General features: G+C 71.5%; 22 protein-coding genes. 9 read left to right on the forward strand and 13 right to left on the reverse strand.

Annotated features, from left to right (window positions below):
• Window positions 1–64: 64 nt before the first annotated feature.
• From AB0C27_RS25105 to AB0C27_RS25115, 3 genes are all read right to left on the reverse strand, one after another.
• Window positions 65–523, reverse strand: coding sequence for a universal stress protein (locus AB0C27_RS25105; protein ID WP_346113100.1), 459 nt, complete (start codon window positions 521–523; stop codon window positions 65–67).
• Between the two features lie 71 nt (window positions 524–594).
• Window positions 595–1,215: a DUF998 domain-containing protein gene (locus AB0C27_RS25110; RefSeq protein WP_346113099.1), complete on the reverse strand. Its 621-nt coding sequence runs from the start codon at window positions 1,213–1,215 to the stop codon at window positions 595–597.
• A gap of 226 nt (window positions 1,216–1,441) precedes the next feature.
• Window positions 1,442–2,374, reverse strand: coding sequence for a sensor histidine kinase (locus AB0C27_RS25115; protein ID WP_357847999.1), 933 nt, complete (start codon window positions 2,372–2,374; stop codon window positions 1,442–1,444).
• A gap of 185 nt (window positions 2,375–2,559) precedes the next feature.
• Between AB0C27_RS25115 and AB0C27_RS25120 the strand changes: the two genes are divergently transcribed.
• Window positions 2,560–3,114, forward strand: coding sequence for a DUF1707 domain-containing protein (locus tag AB0C27_RS25120; RefSeq protein ID WP_357848001.1), 555 nt, complete (start codon window positions 2,560–2,562; stop codon window positions 3,112–3,114).
• Here AB0C27_RS25120 and AB0C27_RS25125 read toward each other — a convergent pair.
• Window positions 3,084–4,196 (reverse strand): aromatic ring-hydroxylating dioxygenase subunit alpha, encoded by a 1,113-nt coding sequence (locus AB0C27_RS25125; RefSeq protein WP_357848003.1) that lies wholly within the window; start codon window positions 4,194–4,196, stop codon window positions 3,084–3,086. The genes AB0C27_RS25120 and AB0C27_RS25125 overlap by 31 nt on opposite strands.
• Window positions 4,197–4,258: 62 nt before the next feature.
• A complete protein-coding gene (locus AB0C27_RS25130) occupies window positions 4,259–5,350 on the reverse strand; it encodes an NAD(P)/FAD-dependent oxidoreductase (protein ID WP_357848005.1) in 1,092 nt (363 codons plus the stop codon).
• 51 nt (window positions 5,351–5,401) lie between these two features.
• Between AB0C27_RS25130 and AB0C27_RS25135 the strand changes: the two genes are divergently transcribed.
• On the forward strand, window positions 5,402–5,965 hold the full coding sequence (locus tag AB0C27_RS25135) for a TetR-like C-terminal domain-containing protein (RefSeq protein WP_357848007.1): 564 nt from the start codon (window positions 5,402–5,404) through the stop codon (window positions 5,963–5,965).
• 89 nt (window positions 5,966–6,054) lie between these two features.
• Entirely contained in the window at window positions 6,055–6,429 is a 375-nt protein-coding gene (locus AB0C27_RS25140; protein WP_357848009.1) for a hypothetical protein, read from the forward strand.
• A gap of 306 nt (window positions 6,430–6,735) precedes the next feature.
• Here the strand turns inward: AB0C27_RS25140 and AB0C27_RS25145 are convergent, their stop codons facing one another.
• A complete protein-coding gene (locus tag AB0C27_RS25145) occupies window positions 6,736–7,908 on the reverse strand; it encodes a glycosyltransferase family 4 protein (protein ID WP_357848011.1) in 1,173 nt (390 codons plus the stop codon).
• A gap of 23 nt (window positions 7,909–7,931) precedes the next feature.
• On the opposite strand from AB0C27_RS25145, the gene AB0C27_RS25150 reads away from it, so the two are divergent.
• The 3 genes from AB0C27_RS25150 (at window position 7,932) to AB0C27_RS25160 (ending at window position 13,335) form a co-directional block, all read left to right on the forward strand.
• The gene (locus AB0C27_RS25150; protein ID WP_357848013.1) at window positions 7,932–8,750 is read left to right on the forward strand and encodes a PIG-L family deacetylase; all 819 of its coding nucleotides are present in this window, start codon (window positions 7,932–7,934) and stop codon (window positions 8,748–8,750) included.
• Between the two features lie 49 nt (window positions 8,751–8,799).
• The gene (locus AB0C27_RS25155; RefSeq protein WP_357848015.1) at window positions 8,800–9,855 is read left to right on the forward strand and encodes a lysylphosphatidylglycerol synthase domain-containing protein; all 1,056 of its coding nucleotides are present in this window, start codon (window positions 8,800–8,802) and stop codon (window positions 9,853–9,855) included.
• A gap of 66 nt (window positions 9,856–9,921) precedes the next feature.
• The gene (locus tag AB0C27_RS25160) at window positions 9,922–13,335 is read left to right on the forward strand and encodes a BTAD domain-containing putative transcriptional regulator (RefSeq protein WP_357848017.1); all 3,414 of its coding nucleotides are present in this window, start codon (window positions 9,922–9,924) and stop codon (window positions 13,333–13,335) included.
• A gap of 51 nt (window positions 13,336–13,386) precedes the next feature.
• Here the strand turns inward: AB0C27_RS25160 and AB0C27_RS25165 are convergent, their stop codons facing one another.
• Window positions 13,387–13,905 (reverse strand): hypothetical protein, encoded by a 519-nt coding sequence (locus tag AB0C27_RS25165; RefSeq protein WP_357848019.1) that lies wholly within the window; start codon window positions 13,903–13,905, stop codon window positions 13,387–13,389.
• A 167-nt stretch (window positions 13,906–14,072) separates the two neighbouring features.
• On the opposite strand from AB0C27_RS25165, the gene AB0C27_RS25170 reads away from it, so the two are divergent.
• Window positions 14,073–14,600, forward strand: coding sequence for a VTT domain-containing protein (locus AB0C27_RS25170; protein WP_357848021.1), 528 nt, complete (start codon window positions 14,073–14,075; stop codon window positions 14,598–14,600).
• Window positions 14,601–14,628: 28 nt separating this feature from the next.
• Here the strand turns inward: AB0C27_RS25170 and AB0C27_RS25175 are convergent, their stop codons facing one another.
• Both AB0C27_RS25175 and AB0C27_RS25180 read right to left on the reverse strand, forming a co-directional pair.
• Complete coding sequence (locus tag AB0C27_RS25175; protein ID WP_357848023.1) at window positions 14,629–14,778, reverse strand: hypothetical protein; 150 nt, start codon at window positions 14,776–14,778, stop codon at window positions 14,629–14,631.
• Between the two features lie 97 nt (window positions 14,779–14,875).
• Window positions 14,876–15,076 carry a DUF1508 domain-containing protein gene (locus AB0C27_RS25180; RefSeq protein ID WP_357848025.1) on the reverse strand — a complete coding sequence of 67 codons (201 nt, stop codon included), beginning with the start codon at window positions 15,074–15,076 and terminating at the stop codon, window positions 14,876–14,878.
• Between the two features lie 176 nt (window positions 15,077–15,252).
• Between AB0C27_RS25180 and AB0C27_RS25185 the strand changes: the two genes are divergently transcribed.
• A complete protein-coding gene (locus AB0C27_RS25185; RefSeq protein ID WP_357848027.1) occupies window positions 15,253–16,023 on the forward strand; it encodes a serine hydrolase in 771 nt (256 codons plus the stop codon).
• A gap of 99 nt (window positions 16,024–16,122) precedes the next feature.
• Here the strand turns inward: AB0C27_RS25185 and AB0C27_RS25190 are convergent, their stop codons facing one another.
• Entirely contained in the window at window positions 16,123–16,743 is a 621-nt protein-coding gene (locus tag AB0C27_RS25190; RefSeq protein WP_357848029.1) for a hypothetical protein, read from the reverse strand.
• Window positions 16,744–16,965: 222 nt separating this feature from the next.
• On the opposite strand from AB0C27_RS25190, the gene AB0C27_RS25195 reads away from it, so the two are divergent.
• Complete coding sequence (locus tag AB0C27_RS25195; RefSeq protein ID WP_357848031.1) at window positions 16,966–17,262, forward strand: hypothetical protein; 297 nt, start codon at window positions 16,966–16,968, stop codon at window positions 17,260–17,262.
• Window positions 17,263–17,268: 6 nt separating this feature from the next.
• Here AB0C27_RS25195 and AB0C27_RS25200 read toward each other — a convergent pair whose 3' ends face one another.
• The 3 genes from AB0C27_RS25200 to AB0C27_RS25210 all read right to left on the reverse strand — a co-directional run bounded on the left by AB0C27_RS25200 (window position 17,269) and on the right by AB0C27_RS25210 (window position 19,019).
• Window positions 17,269–17,706 carry a group II truncated hemoglobin gene (locus AB0C27_RS25200; RefSeq protein WP_357848033.1) on the reverse strand — a complete coding sequence of 146 codons (438 nt, stop codon included), beginning with the start codon at window positions 17,704–17,706 and terminating at the stop codon, window positions 17,269–17,271.
• A 41-nt stretch (window positions 17,707–17,747) separates the two neighbouring features.
• Window positions 17,748–17,993 (reverse strand): DUF4235 domain-containing protein, encoded by a 246-nt coding sequence (locus tag AB0C27_RS25205; protein WP_346113078.1) that lies wholly within the window; start codon window positions 17,991–17,993, stop codon window positions 17,748–17,750.
• Between the two features lie 87 nt (window positions 17,994–18,080).
• Window positions 18,081–19,019 (reverse strand): alpha/beta hydrolase, encoded by a 939-nt coding sequence (locus AB0C27_RS25210; protein WP_357848035.1) that lies wholly within the window; start codon window positions 19,017–19,019, stop codon window positions 18,081–18,083.
• Window positions 19,020–19,079: the final 60 nt, after the last annotated feature.

The following is a 19,079-nucleotide window of genomic DNA, read 5'->3' on the forward strand; positions in this document are numbered from 1 at the left end:
AGGAGGAACCCACTCTGCCCTATCCCACTGACAGATCCACACCAACGCCGGATGAACGTCCCGCTCAGTCGTCCTTGTCCGCGGCCGGCACCACCAGCACCGGCCGGCGCGCGTGGTGCAGCACCCGGTCCGAGGTGCTGCCCAGCAGCAGTGAACGCACCCCGCCCAGTCCTCTGGTCCCGGTCACGATGAGGTCGGCGTCCAGTTCGTCGGCCACGTCCACGATCGTCGACCAGACGGCCACGGAGTCAGGCTCGCACCGGGGCGCCGCGTCCAGCCCCGCCTGCCTGGCCAGCTCCGCCCCCTGCCGGGCCAGCGCGGACATCGCCTCGGCCACCGCCTCGTCCTCCGCGCCCGTCTGGTCGAACGTCATCATGAGCCCGGCCGAGGCGCGGGCCGTGGTCATCGCCACCCGCTCCCACACCGTCAGCACGACCGCCTGCCGCCCGGGGAACTGCCGCCCGGCGAAGGCGATGGCGGCCTTGGCGTCGTCGGAACCGTCGTACGCGATCAGAATCGTCATTTTCAGCCACTCCACAAGAGGTTCGGAACCTGACCTCTATCCCGGACGGCGGCTTTCACGCCTGCTGATCGTCAGGCCAGTGCGGGCGCGACCTCGCGCCGGGCCCGCGGCCTGAGCAGCGACAGCCCGGCCAGCGCCAGCACGCCGAGCTCGGTGACGACCACGACCCGCTGGGTGAGCCCGGCGGGGATGTCGTCGTTGCTCAGCGGGATGCCGAACATGCGCACCACGTACGGGACCACGACCAGCAGCAGGGCGCCCAGGGCCAGCGCGCTGAGGATCCGCAGCGCCTTCGCGTACGGGATCTTCGCCCTGGCCAGCAGCATCCCCGCCGCCGGCATCACCAGGAAGGCGGCGAAGGCGGCGTAGCGGTGGATGCCGCCCGACAGCGACAGCGGCACGCCCGGCCTGTCGGTGGGGAAGGCTCCGACCAGGAACATGCTCGCCCCCCACAGCAGCAACAGGGCCACGATCCAGCCGCTCGCCCCGGAGCGGCGCAGTGCCTCGGCGATCAGCGCCGAGCCCACGGCGAACAGGGTGAGCGAGGCGGGCAGCAGCCAGCCGGCCGACTGCCAGACGTACTCGCTGATCACGCTGTGCAGCGGGTCCAGGTTCGATCCCGCGTGCAAGGTGAGCATGGCGCCGCTTCCCGCGCCGATGGCCGCGAATCCCGTGACGAGCAATCCCTTCATGTCTTTTACGCTCGCGGAACGCGGCTTTTGCGAACATCGGAGATGGGCCCGAACCGGCCCTGAAGGTTCCCTTAATACCTTGGTCGGAGTACGCCCTGGGACCGGCCGCTGACCTGCGCGGACGTGACCCCGAGTAGGGCCTGCCCCCTCAGGGTGGGGACGGCTGCCCTGACCCGTTCGACGGCCGGGCGCTTACGGGCAGACGGCCGGGGTGCGCGCCGGGCGCTTACGGGCAGGGGCGGCCGGGGTCGAAGTAGACGCGGACCGTGGTGGCGCCGGCCCTGGTGTGCACGCGTACGAGATCGCTGAGCAGGTTGACGATGAGCAGGCCGCGGGAGCCCGCGGTGCGCGGATCGACCGGTTCGCGGCCCGCGAGCGGGTCGGTGATGTGGCCCGCGTCGCTGACCTCGCACACCAGCCTGCCGTCCTCGGCCCACACCCGCAGCGTGCCCGCGCCGCCGCCGTGGTCGAGGCTGTTGGCGCCCAGCTCGGCCACCGTCAGCCGGATGTCGTCGAGGCGGTCGGCGCCGAAGCCCATCGCGGCGGCCTCGCGGGCGGCCAGGCTCCGCGCCGCCGACAGGTTGCCGTTGTCGAAGCGCAGCGACACGAACGTCTCGGGTTCGTCGAGTGGCCGGTTGTGCCCCTCGATCACCAGCTCGGGCGCGTAGTCGGCGCTGTCCCATTCGCGGGAGGCGTCGCGCAGCACCGGATGGGTGCGCGCCGCCTCTTCGAGCACGTCGGAGGTGAGGCCGTCGAGGTCGTACGGGCACAGGATGGTGGCCCGCCGGCCGCTGAACGCCAGGTTGATCAGCGCCTCGTGCTGGGCGCAGGCCGGATATTCCGCCGCGCTGCGGCCCGGCCAGATCGGCTCGCCGATGATGCGCACGTGCCGGCCGGGATGCCGGTCGGCGAACTCGCGCAGGACGCCGGGGATGATCCGCCCCGGGTTGCGCCCGGCCTCCGTCATGTCGAGCAGCAGCACCTTGCCCGCCTCCGCCCCGAGCGCCGTCTCGATCAGGGCGAGATTGGCGGCGGGCACGGCGACCGCCACGGGCTCGCCCGCGGCCAGCCCCGCGCGGACGAAAACCGTGGTGGCGGCCACGTATTCGGGTGCGCCCCGGTAGAAGAGCGCCGGGTGCGCGAACGGTTTCGCCGACATCACCAACCACGCTACCCAAGGTTGATGAATTCCCGGCAATCCATTGGGGTACCTAAAGTGATGTGAAGAGAGTCCAGCTCGTTCGCCGCCCCCGTCCGGTCCGTAACCCCTACCCCTCCCTCGATCTCCGTACCCCTTCAGGGCGACGGCTCCCCTTCTGAGCCGCTCGACCTTATGCTCGGGACATGTCGGAATTGCAGATGAGAGTGTCCGACGAGGACCGGGAGCGCACCGCACAGCAGCTGCAGCGCGCGTTCACCGAAGGCCGCCTCAATCAGATGGAGCTCGAAGACCGGCTGGAGATCGCGCTGTCGGCGAAGACGTACGCGGACTTGCTGGGCCTGATCGACGATCTGCCCAGCGAGCAGCCCGCGGCCGGCGACGTGGTCGAGCTGGAGTCGAAGACCGGCAATCTCAAGCGTTCCGGCGACTGGAACGTCCCACGCCGGCTGCGGGTGTCGTCGAAATACGGCAGCATCGAGCTCGACCTGTCCGAGGCCGTCATCGCCCATCCCGTCGTGGAGATCGAGATCGACCTCACCTACGGCTCCGGCAAGATCATCGTGCCGGAGGGCGGCGTGGTGGACGTCGACGGTTTCAGCAGTGAGTGGGGCAGCGTCAGCACCTCCGGCCTGCCGAGCAGGCCACGGCCCGGCGCCTTGCGGGTGGTGATCACCGGGCGAGCGAAATACGGCGGTCTCACCGTGCGCTATCCGCGCAAACGCTGGTTCACCCATTGATGGAAGAGCGAGATGTGGTGCTCACTGGGCACCAGCACCCCGCCCTCCTTGTACGCCCGTGACGACATGCCCGGCTGGGTGCGTTCACAGGCGTCGAAGTCCTGCGCGTTGACCCGGTGGAACAGCTCGACCGACAGCGACAGGTCGGCCCCTGAGGCGATCACGTCCGGGTGGTAGAGCCAGTCGCACTCCACCACGGTCCTGTCCACGGCCATGGGGATCATGCGGTGCAGGATCACGTGGTCGGGCACCAGGTTGACGAACACCTGCGGCTTGACGGTGATCGCGTAGTAGCGCCGGTCCTGCTCCTCGGCGACGTCGGGCAGCTTGCCGAACCCCGGGCTGCCGTCCACGGTGAACCCCTCTGCCCGCGCGGCGAACTCCGCGCCGTGACCGACGTAGTACTGCGCCGCGAAGCCGCCGGCGAACTCGGGCAGCACGGCGGTCAGCTCGGGGTGGATGGTGGCGCAGTGGTAGCACTCCATGAAGTTCTCGACGAGGAGCTTCCAGTTGGCCTTGACGTCGTAGACGATGCGGCGGCCGAGCGCGAGCTCCTCGACGTGGTAGCGCTCGATGGCGGCGGGGTCGCCGAGGCGTTCGGTGGCGGCGTACATGACCTCGTCCTCGAACGAGGGCGGCTCGGCAGCCAGGCACACCCACGCGTACCCGAGCCATTCGCGCAGGTGGACGGGTGACAGGCCGTACTGGACGCGGTCGATGTCGGGCATCTTGGCCAGGTTGGGCGCGGCGGCCAGGCGGCCGTCGAGGTCGTAGGACCAGGCGTGGTAGGCGCACCTGATCGTCCGCTTGACCTCGCCCGCCTCCTCGGCGCATAAGCGCGCGCCGCGGTGCCGGCAGACGTTGAGGAAGGCACGTAAGCGCTGGTCGCGCCCGCGTACCACGATCACGTTCTCCCTGCCGACCTGCACGGTCTTGAACGCGCCCGGCTTCGGCAGGTCGTCGGCCCTGACCGCGCAGAACCAGAGATCTTCGAAGATCCTGGCCTGCTCGTCCGCGAAGATCGCGGGGTCGGTGTAGGAGCGTCCTGGCAGCGTGGAGATCAAGCTCGATGTGGTGGTCAACCGACACCCCTAGTTGCGTATTACGCACCGAGTTGCTCTATATGCGTCATAGTCGGGCGGCCTCAGGGGGCTGTCAAGAGGTAGTTGCTGTAGCGGCGCAGCAGCCTCGCGTACACGCCGCTCATGAGCCCGTCGGGCAGCAGCCCCGCGAACGGCCGCTGCATGTCGGTGAGCTCGGTCCCGGCCAGCCTGGCGGGCCTGCGCACCACCCTTGACCTGGCCTTCTCGTACGCCCGCAGGTCCCCGATCGACCCCCTGAGCACCCACGCGTCCTCCAGGGCCTGGTTGGCGCCCTGGGCCATGGTCGGCGGCATGGTGTGGGCGGAATCACCGGCCAGGGTCGTCGGACCTCTGCCCCAGACGTCGCGGATCGGCTGCCGGTGGTGGGGGAAGAAGTCGACGTCCGTGAGCGTGGCCAGGATGCCGGGCACCGGCTCGGCCCAGCCGCCGAAGCGCTCGCGCAGCCGCGGCACCACGTCCTCGTCGTCCGCCCAGAACGGCCCGCCGGGCGCCGACCGTACGTCGAACCACCACAGCAGCCGCCCCCTTCCCGCCGGGATCAGCCCGCACAGCCCCGCGCCGCCCGCGATCATCACCGCCCTGCGCAGCTCGGTGAGCGCGGTGGGCATCGTGGTGAACCCCTGCCAGGTCACGAACGGGCTCAGCGTGGCGGAGTCTTCCCCCCACAGGGCGGCGCGCACCACCGAACGGCGGCCGTCGGCGCCCACGAGCACGTCGCCGCGCACCGTGCGGCCGTCGGACAGGCGCGCCTCGGCCCGCTCGGGCGTCACGTGCTCGGCCCGCGCACCGTAGGTCACCGGGACGCCGTCGGCGAGCAGCTCGACCAGCTCGTGGCGGGCCACGTGCACGACGGGGTAGCCGTAGCGGCGCTCGGCCACGGTGAGGTCGAGGGTGAGCAGCCGCCTCCCGTCGGAGGCCCACGACTCCAGGGTCTCCAGGCGGCGGCCGACGCCCGAGCAGTCGACCTTGAGCCGCTCCAGGATGGCCGTGCTGCCGGGCCAGAGCGTGACGGAGCCGCCGGCCGTACGCGGCTCGGGGGCCTCCTCGTACACCTCGACCTCGTGTCCCGCGTTCAGCAGGCCGCGCGCCAGGGCGAGCCCCGCGACGCCCGCGCCGATGATGATTACCCTCATAACGACCCCTGATTAATGAGACTCTCAATATCAGATACTAGGAGTATCACAATGTCTGCGCGCGGTCGCAAGCCCGACCCCACGGTCGACACCCGGATCAGGCAGGCCGCGGCCGGGCTCGTGCTGACCCACGGCTTCGACTTCACCATGGACGACGTCGCGGCGGCGGCAGGCGTGGGCCGGGCGAGTGTGTTCCGCCGCTACGCCACCAAACGCGACATGCTCCTCGAAGCCATCGCGGGCCTGATGAACACGCACGTCGCCATCCCCGACACCGGCTCGCTGGAGGGCGACCTGCGCGTGGTCATCTCCGACACGCTCGCCCTGTGGCGCCTGCCCGGCCTGTCGCGCACGGCCAGACAGGTGTACGGCGAGGCCGGCCGGGACCCCGCGGTCGCCGAGCTCATCCGCACCAGCATGCGCAGCCGGATGGAGCGCTCATGGGTCGTGTACGAGCGCGCGATCGAACGCGGCGAACTCCCCCCGAACGCGGATCTGTGGATGCTCACCGACATGTTCGCCGGCTTCGTGACGTACCGGGGGCTCCTGGATCTTCCGCTGCCTGAACCGGAGGAGATCGTGCAGGTCCTGCTGCATGGCTTTACACCGAGTTGATGCCCGTGGTGTTAGCGGGGTGCAAGTGACCGTCAAGGGAGGACCCATAATGTTCCCTTCGTTAGCTCAACCTACGAAGGGCACAGAAAATGACACCCCCTCGTCGTCGCCTCGCCGTCGCGGGCGCGACGCTGACTCTTGCCGTGCTCACCACCGCCTGTGGTGCGATCGGCCAGGCCGTTGACTGCAACACCGCCGCCAACGACGCGGCCAAGATCGCGACCGAGTGGAGTTCCGCGGTCACCAAGGACGCCGCCAACGCGGACGCCGTCGAGTCCGCCTCGAAGACCGCGGAGACGAAGACCAAGGAGCTCGCGGGCAAGTACGACGGCGAAGTCGCCGCCGCGCTCAACGACCTCGCGGACGGCTTCGGCTCCATCAAGGGCGGCAACCTGAGCAGCATCACCGAGTTCAGCGGCAAGGTCAACGGCTTCACCAGCAAGATCACCGCGGCCTGCTCCTGAGTGGGCTCGCGGTCGCCGTCACGGCCTGTGGGGGGCAGGACCGCGGCGGCGGCCGCGTCGGATCCGGCGTCATCTCCGCGATGACGCCGGCCGTGGCGGGGTGAGACGTTCCGCGGCGCGCACGGGGGGTGAGCGCCGGCCGTCTCCCGCCCACGGACCCAGGGCCACCGCCTGCGAGTGAGCGCCATCGCGCTCCTCGCGGCGGTGGCCTTCTCCATGCCCACGACCGGGCCCCTGCCGGGGGCGGGGCCTGCCGGGGTGTGGCGCTTTGTGCTCTCGCGGCCGGGCTCCTTGCCCTGGGCGGTGCTACGCCGGGCCGTGGTGCGGGCGCTCGGCGCGGGCCTTCTCGTACGCCGCGTCGAACCCCGCCAGCACGGCCGGCCACGAGCCCGCGGCCGGGGGCGTGCTCCTGTTGTGCGCGGCGATCGAGGCGCGCAGCCGCGCGTCCGCGCACAGCCGCGCCACCGCCCGCGCCAGGTCGCCGAGCGTGCGCCCGAGCAGCCCCTCGGTGCCGTCCTTGACGAAGTCGGCGACCCCGCTCTGCGCCCTGGCCACCACCGGGACGCCCGCGGCCCGCGCTTCGAGCGCCGCGATCCCGAACGACTCGCGCGGCGCGGGCGCCACGAACACGTCGGCCGAGCCCAGCAGCTTGAGAATCTGCTCGCGGGTGTAGCGGCCGGGCAGCGAGACCCAGCCGGACATGCCGTGGCGGGTCAGGAAGCGCTCCATCTGGCCCCGGGCCGGCCCGTCGCCGACGATCGTGGCCCGCATCGGGATCCCGCCCGGCACGCGGGCACGGGCCGCCTGGAGGAGCCTCAGCAGGCGTACGGGCTGCTTGCGCGGCGCCAGCCGGCCCACGGCGACGATGTGCACCTCACGCCTCTTCTCCCGCGCGCCGGAAGCCCGTTCGTCCGGCCCGCCTGGAGACGGAGCTCCGCCGTCCCATCCCACGGAAGCCGGCGCCCAGCCCGACAGGTCGAGGCCGTTGGAGACCACCCGCACCGGCACCTCGGGGCCCGCGACGGCGCGGATCGGGGCCGCGGCGGCGTTGCTCACCGTGGTGGCCACCAGCCGCCACCGCTGCCAGCCGAAGGCCAGCCGCAGCAGCCAGTAGAGCAGCCGCGTCACCGGGTCCCACATGCTGTGCACGGTCACCACGCACGGCACGCCCGCGCGAAAGGCCGCGCGCACCCCCATCCACGCGAACGGCGACACCGCGCCGGTGTGCACATGCACCACCTCAGGCCGTCCCGAGGTGATCCAGCGCGTGAGATGCCCCACGCCGAAGGGGTGCACGGGCAGGTCGAACGGCATCCGCGCGACGATCCTGCGCACGCCGGGCAGCGGCTCTCCCCTGGTCGCCGTGGCCACCGAGACCTCGTGCCCGGCCTGCCGCTGCATACGTACGAGATCGGCCACCTGGACCTCGATCCCCCCGAGTCGCGGCAGGTAACAGTCGCTCACGTGAAAGATCCGCACGCCTCCCACACTAATCTGGGCGTGTGCCTCCACGTACCGCTGTGTTCTTCCACGCTCATCCCGACGACGAGGCCCTGCTGACGGCGGGCACCATGGCGATGCTCGCGGCCGAGGGGCATCGGGTGGTGCTCGTGGTGGCCACGGCCGGCGAGCGCGGCCTGGCCGAGATGGAGCCGGGCGACGAGCTGGGCGAGACCAGGCTCAAGGAGCTGTACGAGTCGGCCGCACTGCTCGGCTGCGCCCGCGTCGAGTGTCTCGGCTACGGCGACTCGGGGCTCAGCCCGAAGGGCGGCGTCGCCGACGAGCGGCCCGACAACGCCTTCATCGACGCCGACACCGAGGCGGCCGCCAAGGCGCTGGCGGCGATCCTGCACGAGGAGAAGGCCGAGCTGCTGGCGATCTACGATCCGGCGGGCGGCTACGGGCATCCCGACCACGTGCAGGTGCACCGGGTGGGCAAGCGGGCGGCCGAGATCGCCGGCACGGAGATCGTCCTGGAGGCGACGGTCAACCGCGATCCGCTGGTGCGGCTGCTGAAGCTGGCGGGCAGGTTCTACCGGTTCCCGCCGGAGTTCGACGTACGGACGTTCGAGAGCGCGTACTCGCCGGGTGAGACGATCACCCATCGGGTCAATGTCCGGAAATATACGAAACAGAAGCGGGCGTCCATGGCCGCACACGCCTCCCAGGCCAGCGGCGGCGACAGCGACCGCACGCTCGCCGTGATGCTCAAGGTCCCTCGCCCGATCTACCGCTTCGTCTTCGGCACCGAGTGGTACGTCCGCCGCGACCTGCCCCCCGGAGCCCGCCTCGGTCATCCGTTCGACCGGTGGCCGAAGTAGTTCTCAGGGTTGACGTGCGCGCGGCCGGGACCCGGCAGACTGGACCCCGATGAAGAACAGATGGCTCCAGATCCTCCTGTCGGCGGCCTCGCTCGGCCTGGCCGTGCTGCTCATGGTCTACCTGCCGCAGATCGTGCGCGTGCTGACCGGCAAGGACGTGTCCTGGGCGCAGGTCGGAGCCGTCTTCGCCGCGCTCGGCGGGGGCGAGGTCGCGCTGATGGCCGCGGTCTGGCTGCTGAGCCTGCTGGCCTACACGTTCGTGCTGACCAACTCCCTGCCGGGGCTCAACAACCTGCAGGGGCTCACGCTCAACGCGGCGGGCAGCGCGGTGAGCAACCTGCTGCCGTTCGGCGGCGCGGTGGGGGTCGCGGTGTCGTTCGCGATGACCAGGGGCTGGGGCTTCGGCAACCGGGCGATCGTGGTCATGACGCTGGTCAGCGGCATCTGGAACACCTTGTTCAGATTCGTCCTGCCGGCCGTCGGCATCATCGCGCTGCTGATGGCGGGCAAGGCGGCCAACCCGACCGTGGCCAACGCGGGCTGGACGGGCGCGGTCTCCATCCTCGTGCTCTGCGCGATCGTGGCCGCGGCCCTCTACTGGCAGCGCGCCGCCGATCTGCTCGGCAGGGCCCTCGACGGCATCACCCGGCTGCTGCGGCTCAAGCTCGACGCCTCCGGGGCCTTCCACCGGCTGCGCGCCGACACCGCGGGCGTCGTCAGGACCAGATGGCCTGGCCTGTCGCTCGGCATGGTGTTCTTCCTCGGCTTCCAGTGGGCGATCATGGCCGTCTGCATGCAGGCCACCGGCGCCTGGCCCGGCCTTGCCGAGTCGATCGCCGTCTTCGCCCTGTCGAGGGTCCTGACCAGCGCTTTGATCACGCCCAGCGGCGCCGGGATCATGGAGAGCGGGGTGGCCGCGCTGCTGATCGCGTTCGGCGTCGACTCGACTCCCGCCATAGCCACCGCACTGCTTTTCGGCTTCTGGACTTACACTATCGAGATCCCGTTCGGCGGCCTGGCACTGGGCGCATGGGCGCTCCTGCGCAGGCGCAACGGCCGGAACGCCGGCGCGGAGCCCCCGTCCGCGATCTCGAAGGCCACCTAGTGACAATCCCAAACCCCTCAAAGACCTTGTGCGTGATTCGTAGGCCCGCATAGCGTGGCGGCTGACATGGTGGCGTTCCGAGTTCTGGGGCCAGTCGAGGCGTACGAACACGACGACGAACTCGACCTCGGCGGGTTGCGGCAGCGGGCCGTCCTCGCCCGGCTTCTCGTGGCCCGAGGTCAGGTCGTGCCCGTTGACACGCTTCTCTACGATCTGTGGGACGACGACGCGGCCAAGGGCGCGCAGTCGGGTCTGCAGGTCTACATCTCCCGCCTGCGCCGGGTGCTGGAGCCCGGCCGCCCGCGCGGAGGGCCCAACCGCCTGCTGGTGACGGTCGCGTCCGGCTACGCCCTGCGCGTGGCCTCCGAACAGGTCGACGCGCTCAGGTTCGAGCAGCTCGTACGGGCCGCGGGCGAACATCTCGAAGAGAGCGATCCGCAGTCCGCCAGAGGCCGCCTGGAGAAGGCGCTGGGTCTGTGGCGCGGCACCCCCTACTCCGACTTCGCCGACCAGGCGTGGGCGGAGGCCGAGGTCAACCGGCTGACCGAGCTGCGCCTGGTCGCGCGTGAGCGGCACGCCGACACCGGCCTGCGGCTCGGCCTGCACGCCGAGACCGTGCCCGACCTGGAGGCGCTCACCACCGAGCATCCGCTGCGCGAGGAGGGCTGGCGGCTGCTGGCCCTCGGCCTCTACCGCTGCGGCCGTCAGGGCGACGCGCTGGCCGCGCTGCGCCGGGCCAGAAACATCCTGGCCGACGAGCTCGGCATCGACCCGGGCCCCGCGCTGCGCAAGCTGGAGTCCGACATCCTGGCCCAGGCGCCGGAGCTGGAGCTGGCCCCGAGCGCGCGTCCCGCGCGGCCGGCCGCGCCGGTCACCGACACCTGGCCGCCGCGTCCCGCCGCGCCGGTCGAGCCGCCGCCGCTGGAGCCAGAGCCGTTCGTCGGCCGGGACGCCGAGCTGGCCAGGCTGACCACCGCCGCCTCCCGTACGGGCCGCTTCCAGGTCGCGATCGTGACCGGGGTCGCGGGCGCGGGCAAGACCACGCTGCTGCGCCAGCTGGAGAGCAGGCTCGGCGCCGACGGCTGGACCACCGCCTCCGGCGCCTGCCCCGACTCCAGCGCCACGCCACCCGGCTGGGCCTGGGTGGAGATCCTGCGCACGCTCATCGGCATGACGGGCGCGGGCGAATACACCCAGTTACTCGCACCGCTGCTCGACGACGCCGCCCCAGACCCCGACGAGGACGAGGTGTCCGGCGGGTTCCGGCTGCACCGCGCGGTCGGCGGCTACCTGGCCGGGGTGGCGCGGCGCGGGCCCGTGCTGCTGACGCTCGAAGACCTCCACTGGGCCGACGACCAGACGCTGGCCCTGCTGCGCGCGCTGCCGAGCCTGCTGGCCACCAGCCGGGTACTGCTCGTGGTGACGTGCAGGGAGAGCGAGCTCGACGACCGCCAGTCCGACGTGCTGGCCGCCCTGGCCCGGCTTAGCCCCGTGCGCGTGGGCCTATCGGGGCTCGATCCGAAGGCCGTGGCCGAGCTGGTCAAGGCCACCTGCGTACGCGAGATCGACGAGGACGCGGTCGAGTCGATCGTCGAGCGCACCGGCGGCAACCCGTTCTTCGTCCGCGAGACCGTGCGCCTGCTCGACTCCGAGGGCGCGGCCGACCGGGCCAGCGCCACCGAAGTGCTCTCGCAGGTGCCGTCGGGCGTGCGCGACGTGCTGCGGCGGCGCATCTCGCGGCTGCCCGCCGGCGCCCAGCAGATCCTGCTGCAGGCGGCGGTGATCGGCCGCGACGTCGACCTCGACGTGCTGGTGGCGGTGGCGGTCGACGAGGACTCGGTGATCGAGGCCGTCGAGGCGGCTCTCCTGGCCGGGCTGGTCACCGAGCCGGGCCCCGGGCTGCTGCGCTTCGACCACGACCTCGTCCGCGACACGATCTACTCCGACGCCTCCCGGCTGCGCCGCACCAGGCTGCACGCCGAGGTGGGGGCGGTCATCGAGCAGCGCACGCCGTCCGACGTGGCGGCGCTGGCCCACCACTACTTCCTGGCCGACGCGGCCGACAAGGCCGTCCACTACGCGGGGCTGGCGGCCGAGCAGGCCGAGCGGCGCTTCGCCCACCGCGAGGCGGCCAGCCTGTGGGAGCAGGCCATCGCCGCGTTCGACCGCTCGCGCGGTGACGAGTCCAGGAAGGACGAGCAGAGCGGCGAGCAGCGTCCCGAGCGGACCAAGGAGCGGCTGCGGCTCATGCTGCGCCAGATCAGGGCGCTGGCCCTGTGCGGCGACATGACGGCGGCCCGGCTGCTGCGCCGCCAGGCCATGGACGCCGCGCTGCCGCTGGGCGACCTGGAGATCACCGCGAAGGTGGCGGCGTCGCTGGCCGTGCCGCACAAGGGCATGGCGCGCGACTTCACCCGCACCGCCTGGGAGATCGTGGACGTCACCGAGAAGGCGCTCATGGAGCTGCCCGAGGGTGAGCAGCGGCTGCGGGCGAGCCTACTGACCACGCTGGCGCTGGAGCTCGAAGGCTCCTCCTCGCCCGAGCGGGGCCGCCAGGCGTCGCTGGAGGCGCTGGAGCTGGCCCGGCAGAGCGGTGACCCCACGCTGATCGCGGCGGCGCTGAGCGGGCGGCTGCGGCAGTCGTACGACATCCCGGCCGTCGACACGCGGGAGAGCATCGGCAGGGAGCTGCTGGAGGTGGCCCAGCGCTCCGGGCAGATGGCCACCCAGGCGCTGGCCCACCTGGTGCTGCTGGAGTGTGCGGCGGCCCGCGGCGAGTTCGCCGTGGCCGACGAGCACGCGGCCGCGGCCGACCGCCTGGCCAGGCAATACGACCTGTCCGCGCCCGCCGCGGTGGTCGTCTGGTACACCGGTCAGCGGCTCATGATCAGCGGCGACTACGAGGGCGCCGAGCGGGCCTACCGCGAGGCGGCCAGGATGACCGCGCGGGCGGGCATGCTGGAGGGCCGCCAGGACCTGCCGTTGATCACCACGTTCTGCCTGCACCTGGTGGCCGGGCGGGCCGCCGAGACGGTCGACCTGCTGGCCGAGAAGCATCAGCAGGGCGCCAAGTGGACCCTCGACGCCTACGCCCTGGCCCTGGCCTCGGCCGGCCACGTCAACGACGCCAAGGCCGTCGCCGCGACCAGGCCGCCGGTGCGGCCCGACTTCCTCTACGAGCTGGCCATGACCTGGCGGGCGCTGGCCGGCATGCTGCTCGACGACCGCGAGCGCATGGTCGACTGCTACGACAAGCTCAAGCCGTTCGCCGACCGGGTGGCGGGCGCCGGCACCGGCGTGGTGGCGCTGTGGCCGGTGGCGCTGACCCTCGGCGACCTGGCCATCCGGCTGGGCCAGCCGGACGCGGCGCGCGAGCACTACGAGAAGGCGCTGGAGGTGGCGGAGCGGGTGGGCGTGCCGCGCTGGGTGGAGGCGGCCAGGCAGTCGGTCAGCAGTTCCCTCGGCAACGGCCGCTCCTGACCGGCCGTGCGGCCGGTCAGGAGATCATCGGGAACGAGGCTGAGTGGCCGGTCAGCAGCTCACCTGGAAGCGGTCGCTCTTGATCGGCTCGGCGCCCTGGATCTTCAGCTCGACGCGGTACCAGCCCGGGTTGCCGGTGACCCGGAGCCGCCACTGGACGGTCTGCTCGGCGGCGGCGGTGCCGTCGTGGTCGGACAGGTAGGTGCGCCAGGTCTTGGTGGCCGGGCTCCAGCGGGTCAGCCGCCAGCGGTAGGAGACGCCCCGGTCGGGGTCGGGGTTGATGAGCAGGCTGCGGGCCACGTACGACTTGACGCAGCCGGTCTGCCCGTCGGCCATGGTGTTCACCGTGACCTCGCCCGCCACGGGGGCGGTGGTGATCTCCTCGGTGACGGGCACCTCGCGGGCCGCCAGGGTGATCGTGGTGGCGGGGCCGGACGACACGGCCGCGGAGCCGGCGCTGCTGTAGGCGGAGAAGCCGACGTACGCGCTGGTGAAGGCGAGGGCCGCGATGAACAGCTTGGCGGCGTTCGTGGTTCCACTGGCCAGGACGGCTGCGCTTCTGGTCGGCATCGTCAACACCCCTTTTACTCACCCTTAGAGTGGGGCCGGGTGGTTGAGTCCTGGTTGTCGGTTGGTTGCACCCTTTGCGGAAGGCTTGCAACCCGGTGTGGCACCGGACCCACCGCTGAAATAAGGTAAGCCTGACCTAAGGATCGTGGAGGGGTGGTGGGCCGGCCATGTGGCGCGCGATGATCGCCGTCCCCGCTCCGACGGAGCCGTTCTTCCTGGGGATGCCCTACTGGCTCGTGGGCGCCATCCTGATCCTGGCCCTGTTCGGCGCGTTCCAGGTCTACTACTGGGTCGGCCGCAGGCTGGGCGAGAAGCTCTACGACTCGCGCGTCGGCGTCAGGCTCGGCCGCGACCGCATCGCCAAGATCGAACGCGTCGTCGAGCGCTGGGGCGCGCTCGCCGTCTACGGCTGCTTCTGGGTGCCCATGCTGCGCCACACGCTGCCCTGGGTCGCGGGCGCGCTGCGCGTCTCCTATCCCTGGTACGTGGTCGCCAGCGCGCTGGGCTGCCTGACCTGGGCGCCGATCTGGTGGTTCGGCCTCACGGCGCTCGTGTGGGGCTGGCTGGAACTGGCCGCGCGCTCACCGATGACGGCAGCGGTCGCGGCGGTGGCCGTGGTCGCGCTCGTCGCCTGGCTCACGGTCCGGCGCCGACGCCGCCGCCGCGCCGCCGAGGACCAGGCGCTCGCCTCCTGACCCGACCGGCGAAGGAGCCGGCCTGTGGTCAGTCCCCGGCTGCTTCGAGCAGGATCCGCGCCAGTTCGCGGGGCCGGGAGAACATCGGCCAGTGGCCGGTGTCCATCTCGACCAGCCGCCAACGCTCGCCGGCCAGCAGCTTGGCCACGTCGTCGGCGGGCTCGGCGTCGGCGAGCAAGCACAGGACGTACGTCGCGGAAGCTCGCCGAGCGGCCGGGCCAGCACGGCCGCCATGATCGCACCGTAACGGAGCCGCCCGCCGGACGACACTCTCGCTACGCGCCCTCGATCTCCTGGCCGTTCGGGTCCTCTATGGGGGCGCCGGGAGCGTTCCTGCGGACGGTTTCTATGCCGTTCACGCATGCCACCTTGCTCGGGAAGCCCTCCCCCACCGCCAGCGTCTGCCCGTTGTTCGCGATCAACGCGAACCGGTATCCGCCCTGCTCATCCCTACTGATGATGAATCTTCCTGCCATGGTGGCCTCCCCCCGCCATATCGGATCTATAAGAGATTTACCCCCATCTGATGCCGCCGCATGGACGTGTTGAGCAAACGAAGCCTCGATCTCCTGTCACCATATTGGGCATGCGTATTGCGGGTTTGATCAGTTCTGCGGTAGTCGCCGTGGTTGTGGGGGTATCCGCTCCCGCCATGGCCGCGGAGTCCCCCAAGGTGGGCGCCAAGGAGGCGTACGTCATCGATTCCGCCGGAACGGTCCACTTCGGCAGGCGGGAGACGAAGCGGGTCCCGGTGGCCAGCCTGGTCAAGGTCATGACGGCGTACGTCGTGCTGCGCGAGGCCCGGCTGAGCGACACGATCACGATCAGCGCGACCGACGTCAAGTACGCCGCCCGTGGCGGCGCCGCCACGGCGGGACTGAGGAAGGGCGAGCGGTTCACGGTCAACGACCTGCTGTACGCGCTCATGCTCCCCTCGGGCGCCGACGCGGCCAACGCCCTGGCCCGGCACTACGGCCCCGGCAAGGAGGCGTTCATCGCCAAGATGAACCGCACCGCCCGCTCGCTCGGCCTGACGAACACTCGCTACACGAACGCGGACGGCATGCCGACCCCGGCCAACGGCGGCTACTCCACGGCCCTCGACCAGGCCAAGCTGGCGCAGCGGGCGCTGGAGGACAGCACGTTCACGGCGGTCGTGGGCAGCAAGACGCACAAGGTGAGCAAGACGAAGGTGCACAGGAAGCACACCTGGACGAACACCAACAAACTGCTGTCACGGGCGGACGGGGTGCTGGGCGTGAAGACCGGCTACACGAACGCGGCGGGGCACTGCCTGCTGTTCGCCGGGGAGCGCAACGGGCGCAAGGTCGTGGGCGTCCTGCTCGACGACCAGAACGAACGCCGCTTCACCACGGCCGAACGCCTCCTCGACTACGCCGAAGAACAGATCGCCTTCGGCTGACCGGCCACGTGGCCTGATCCGGCCGGCCGGAGGTGTCCCCACAGGTGCGACAGCGAAAAGTCGTGGATCGGCGTGAGGTCGCGAACCGGTGTGGCTGGGTCAGCCGAACGTGATGCGGCCGTCGCCCTGGAGGGCGGACATGCCACGGGTGGCGCAGCCGAGGAGGGCGGTGGCGGGTGAGATGCCGCCCTGGACGCGTTCGCCCACGAGCCACCCCGCCGCGACGTCACCGGTCAGCAGGGTGTCGGCCGGGCGCTGGGCCACAAGGCGGTCGGCGCGTACGCGCAGCCTGGAGGTGCCGACGGGACGGCCGTCGGCGCCGAACCAGGTGATCACCGCCCGGCCCCTCACCTGACGGGCACTGGTGCAGGACGCCTGCGCCCCGGCCTTCACCACGGCCCAGCCCGAACGCAGGAACGCGGCCGAGCCGTCGGGCGAGGAGCACCCGGTGAGCTCCAGGTTGGCCCGCGCCGTCACCTGCCGCGGGGTCAGCCCGACCTTGGGCGCGAAGGTCACCGGCCGCCCGGCCGGCGTCGAGACGGCACACGTCAGCGCGGCGGCCGGCACGGACATCGGAGCCAGCAGCGGAGTGGCCGGCACGGACATCGGAGCCAGTGACGGGGTGGCCGACATCGGGGCCGGTAGCGGGGTGGCGGGCATCGGGGTCAGGAGCGGGGTGCTCGCCGCCGTGGCGAGTGCGACGATGCGGGCCGCGTTCATGGGTCCCCTTTCGGCTGCCTGACATTCGCACAGAGTAATCGACCGTTCACATTGTGCAGCATCGACCGGCCTCGTTCGACCCCCTCGGCGGGCGAGCGCACGGGTGCTGACCAGGGGTGCACGCCTGCCATGCTCAGTATGTGGACTTTCCCGGCGAAAGACCGCTCACCGTACATTCGGCGGGTAAGGTGAGGCCGTCACTCCCCCATTAAGGACGACCTCATGGCGGAATTCTTCGAGGTCCGCACCACGATCGGAGGCCGCGAGCAGGCGGCGGAGCTGGCTCACGGCATCCTCTTCTCCGGCCTGGCGACGTCGATCGACATCGCCGAAGCGCCGGACGCGACGCCCGGCCGCGAGGCGCCCGGCTGGCAGCTCACGTTCATCGCGACCGGCCCGCAGGTCGCCGCCCTGGAGCGGCACATCAGGCACGCCTCCCCCGACGCGCCCGTCGAGGCCGAGCCGGTCACCCACGACATCGACAGCTATCCCGACTGGCTCACCGACGGCCAGAGCTGACCGCCTTCACTCCCAGCCCCAGAGCGGCACCTCCCGCAGGGGATGGAGCTGATCGTCGGTCTCGGCGTGGGAGTTCTGCTTGGCCACCTCGGTGCCGAACTCCACGTGCGAGCGCAGGGCGGCACGGAACGGCTCGTCGTCGGGCAGGCCCGCGCGGTCGGCGGCGGCCATGTAGAGCTCGACGAAGCGCAGCCGCTGCTCCTCGGTGATGCGCAACCCCCGATGGGCGCGGATGAGCAGCGGGAACCCGCCCATTTCCGTGGAGAAGGTGTCGGGGCCGCCGAAGGTCTCCGCCGTGAAGGCGGTCAGGTGATCGACGTGGGTGGCCCGGCCCGTGCCGAAGAGCGGCTGGAGCAGCGGGTCGGCCAGCAGGCTGCGGTAGAAGATCTCGATGAACTCGTGCAGCTTGTCCTGGCCGCCCGCGTGCTCGAATAAGGTCTCCATGACTCCAGGGTCACACGCGCACCGGGGGCGGGCCAGGCTTTCTACCGACCCCGGCGCTGGAAGGCCCTGGCGCCCGTACGCTGCACCGCGGCCCTGACCAGGCCGAAGATCGCGCCCTGCACGGCCGCCGCGACGAGGACCTCCGTCCAGCCGCGATCGAGGTCCTCGGCGTCGGGGGCCTCGTCCTGGCCGGTGGCCAGCGTCCACACCCGCTTGGCGAGCGCGACCGCGAGCGCGCCGCTCACGAAGCTCATTCCCAGCGCTGTGGCCTTCTCCAGGGGTTGCATCCCATCTCCTTACGACGATGTGGTGTGTGCAGGTGCCCCGCGTCACGCTTCTAAACGCCCTCTCCGCCCCGGCGATCAGGAGGGCGGTCAGGAGGGGATCGTCCGTTCCGTGCCGGGCCGCCGTGCCGGGGCGGCGTCGAGGGTGCGGGCCAGCCAGCCTGCCACGAGGGTGAGCACGCCGGGGTCGACCGGCTGACGCAGGAGGCGGCGGTAGGAGCCGAGCGAGGGGCGCCCGGGGTCGCGGCGCAGGAGGTGGGTGAGGTCGGGCACGCGGTGGATCTCCGTACGGCCCGGCACCAGGCGGCGCACCACGTCCAGATCATCCGGGTCGACCTGGATGTCCTTGTCGCCGGTGACGGCCAGGACGGGCACGCGGATGGCGGCGAGGTCGGCGCGGGTGTCGTGGACGAACAGCTCACGCATCCACCGGGCGTTGACCGGGGCTCCGGCGACGCGGGCCACGTCCGTGCGGGTCTGCTTGATCCGGGCGATCAGGCGGCCGGCCAGGGCGGGCAGCAGCGCTCGCAAGGGGGCGGGCAGGGTCTGGGCGACCGAGCGCGCCTGCCCGCGCAGGGCGTCCTCACCCGATCGCGCGTAGCCCGCCAGGAGCACCGCGGCGCGGGCCCCGTGGTGCGCGGCCAGCGCCATGGCGTGGGTCGCGCCCTCGCTGTGACCGACGACGCCGACGGCCTCGGGCCGGATGGCGGGGTGGCTCGACAGCGCGCGCAGGGCCGCGGCGGCGTCCTGGCGGTTGCCGGTGAAGCCGGCGGCGCGCCAGGCACCGGGGGTGGCGCCGGTGCCGCGCCGGTCGTAGCGCAGGGTGGCGATGCCCGCCGCCGCCAGAGCGTCCGCGAGCGGGCGGCCGAGGTTCATGGCGGCCTTGCGGGTGTTGCCGTCACGGTCGAGCGGGCCCGAGCCGTGCAGCAGGAGCACGGCGGGGTACGGGCCCGGCCCGGCGGGGAGGGTCAGGGTGCCGGCCAGGGGGGTTCCGTCGTCCGCTGTCACCGTCATGTCGATCTCGGGCATGGCTGCGCCTTCCGATCCGATTGTTATCGATTTCGATAATGCTATCAAACATGAGAACAT

It is taken from the genome of Nonomuraea sp. NPDC048882, assembly GCF_040649755.1.
GTDB lineage: Bacteria > Actinomycetota > Actinomycetes > Streptosporangiales > Streptosporangiaceae > Nonomuraea > Nonomuraea maheshkhaliensis.

What these genes read in the sequence shown, in the direction of transcription:
- AB0C27_RS25205 (WP_346113078.1), bottom strand. Translation starts at nt 17,993, where the DNA reads ATGCAACCCCTGGAGAAGGCCACAGCGCTGGGAATGAGCTTCGTGAGC.
- AB0C27_RS25185 (WP_357848027.1), top strand. Translation starts at nt 15,253, where the DNA reads ATGGCCGCGGAGTCCCCCAAGGTGGGCGCCAAGGAGGCGTACGTCATC.
- AB0C27_RS25200 (WP_357848033.1), bottom strand. Translation starts at nt 17,706, where the DNA reads ATGGAGACCTTATTCGAGCACGCGGGCGGCCAGGACAAGCTGCACGAG.
- AB0C27_RS25130 (WP_357848005.1), bottom strand. Translation starts at nt 5,350, where the DNA reads ATGAGGGTAATCATCATCGGCGCGGGCGTCGCGGGGCTCGCCCTGGCG.
- AB0C27_RS25115 (WP_357847999.1), bottom strand. Translation starts at nt 2,374, where the DNA reads ATGTCGGCGAAACCGTTCGCGCACCCGGCGCTCTTCTACCGGGGCGCA.
- AB0C27_RS25120 (WP_357848001.1), top strand. Translation starts at nt 2,560, where the DNA reads ATGTCGGAATTGCAGATGAGAGTGTCCGACGAGGACCGGGAGCGCACC.
- AB0C27_RS25180 (WP_357848025.1), bottom strand. Translation starts at nt 15,076, where the DNA reads ATGGCAGGAAGATTCATCATCAGTAGGGATGAGCAGGGCGGATACCGG.
- AB0C27_RS25195 (WP_357848031.1), top strand. Translation starts at nt 16,966, where the DNA reads ATGGCGGAATTCTTCGAGGTCCGCACCACGATCGGAGGCCGCGAGCAG.
- AB0C27_RS25170 (WP_357848021.1), top strand. Translation starts at nt 14,073, where the DNA reads ATGTGGCGCGCGATGATCGCCGTCCCCGCTCCGACGGAGCCGTTCTTC.
- AB0C27_RS25105 (WP_346113100.1), bottom strand. Translation starts at nt 523, where the DNA reads ATGACGATTCTGATCGCGTACGACGGTTCCGACGACGCCAAGGCCGCC.
- AB0C27_RS25190 (WP_357848029.1), bottom strand. Translation starts at nt 16,743, where the DNA reads ATGAACGCGGCCCGCATCGTCGCACTCGCCACGGCGGCGAGCACCCCG.
- AB0C27_RS25110 (WP_346113099.1), bottom strand. Translation starts at nt 1,215, where the DNA reads ATGAAGGGATTGCTCGTCACGGGATTCGCGGCCATCGGCGCGGGAAGC.
- AB0C27_RS25160 (WP_357848017.1), top strand. Translation starts at nt 9,922, where the DNA reads ATGGTGGCGTTCCGAGTTCTGGGGCCAGTCGAGGCGTACGAACACGAC.
- AB0C27_RS25135 (WP_357848007.1), top strand. Translation starts at nt 5,402, where the DNA reads ATGTCTGCGCGCGGTCGCAAGCCCGACCCCACGGTCGACACCCGGATC.
- AB0C27_RS25140 (WP_357848009.1), top strand. Translation starts at nt 6,055, where the DNA reads ATGACACCCCCTCGTCGTCGCCTCGCCGTCGCGGGCGCGACGCTGACT.
- AB0C27_RS25155 (WP_357848015.1), top strand. Translation starts at nt 8,800, where the DNA reads ATGAAGAACAGATGGCTCCAGATCCTCCTGTCGGCGGCCTCGCTCGGC.
- AB0C27_RS25210 (WP_357848035.1), bottom strand. Translation starts at nt 19,019, where the DNA reads ATGCCCGAGATCGACATGACGGTGACAGCGGACGACGGAACCCCCCTG.
- AB0C27_RS25165 (WP_357848019.1), bottom strand. Translation starts at nt 13,905, where the DNA reads ATGCCGACCAGAAGCGCAGCCGTCCTGGCCAGTGGAACCACGAACGCC.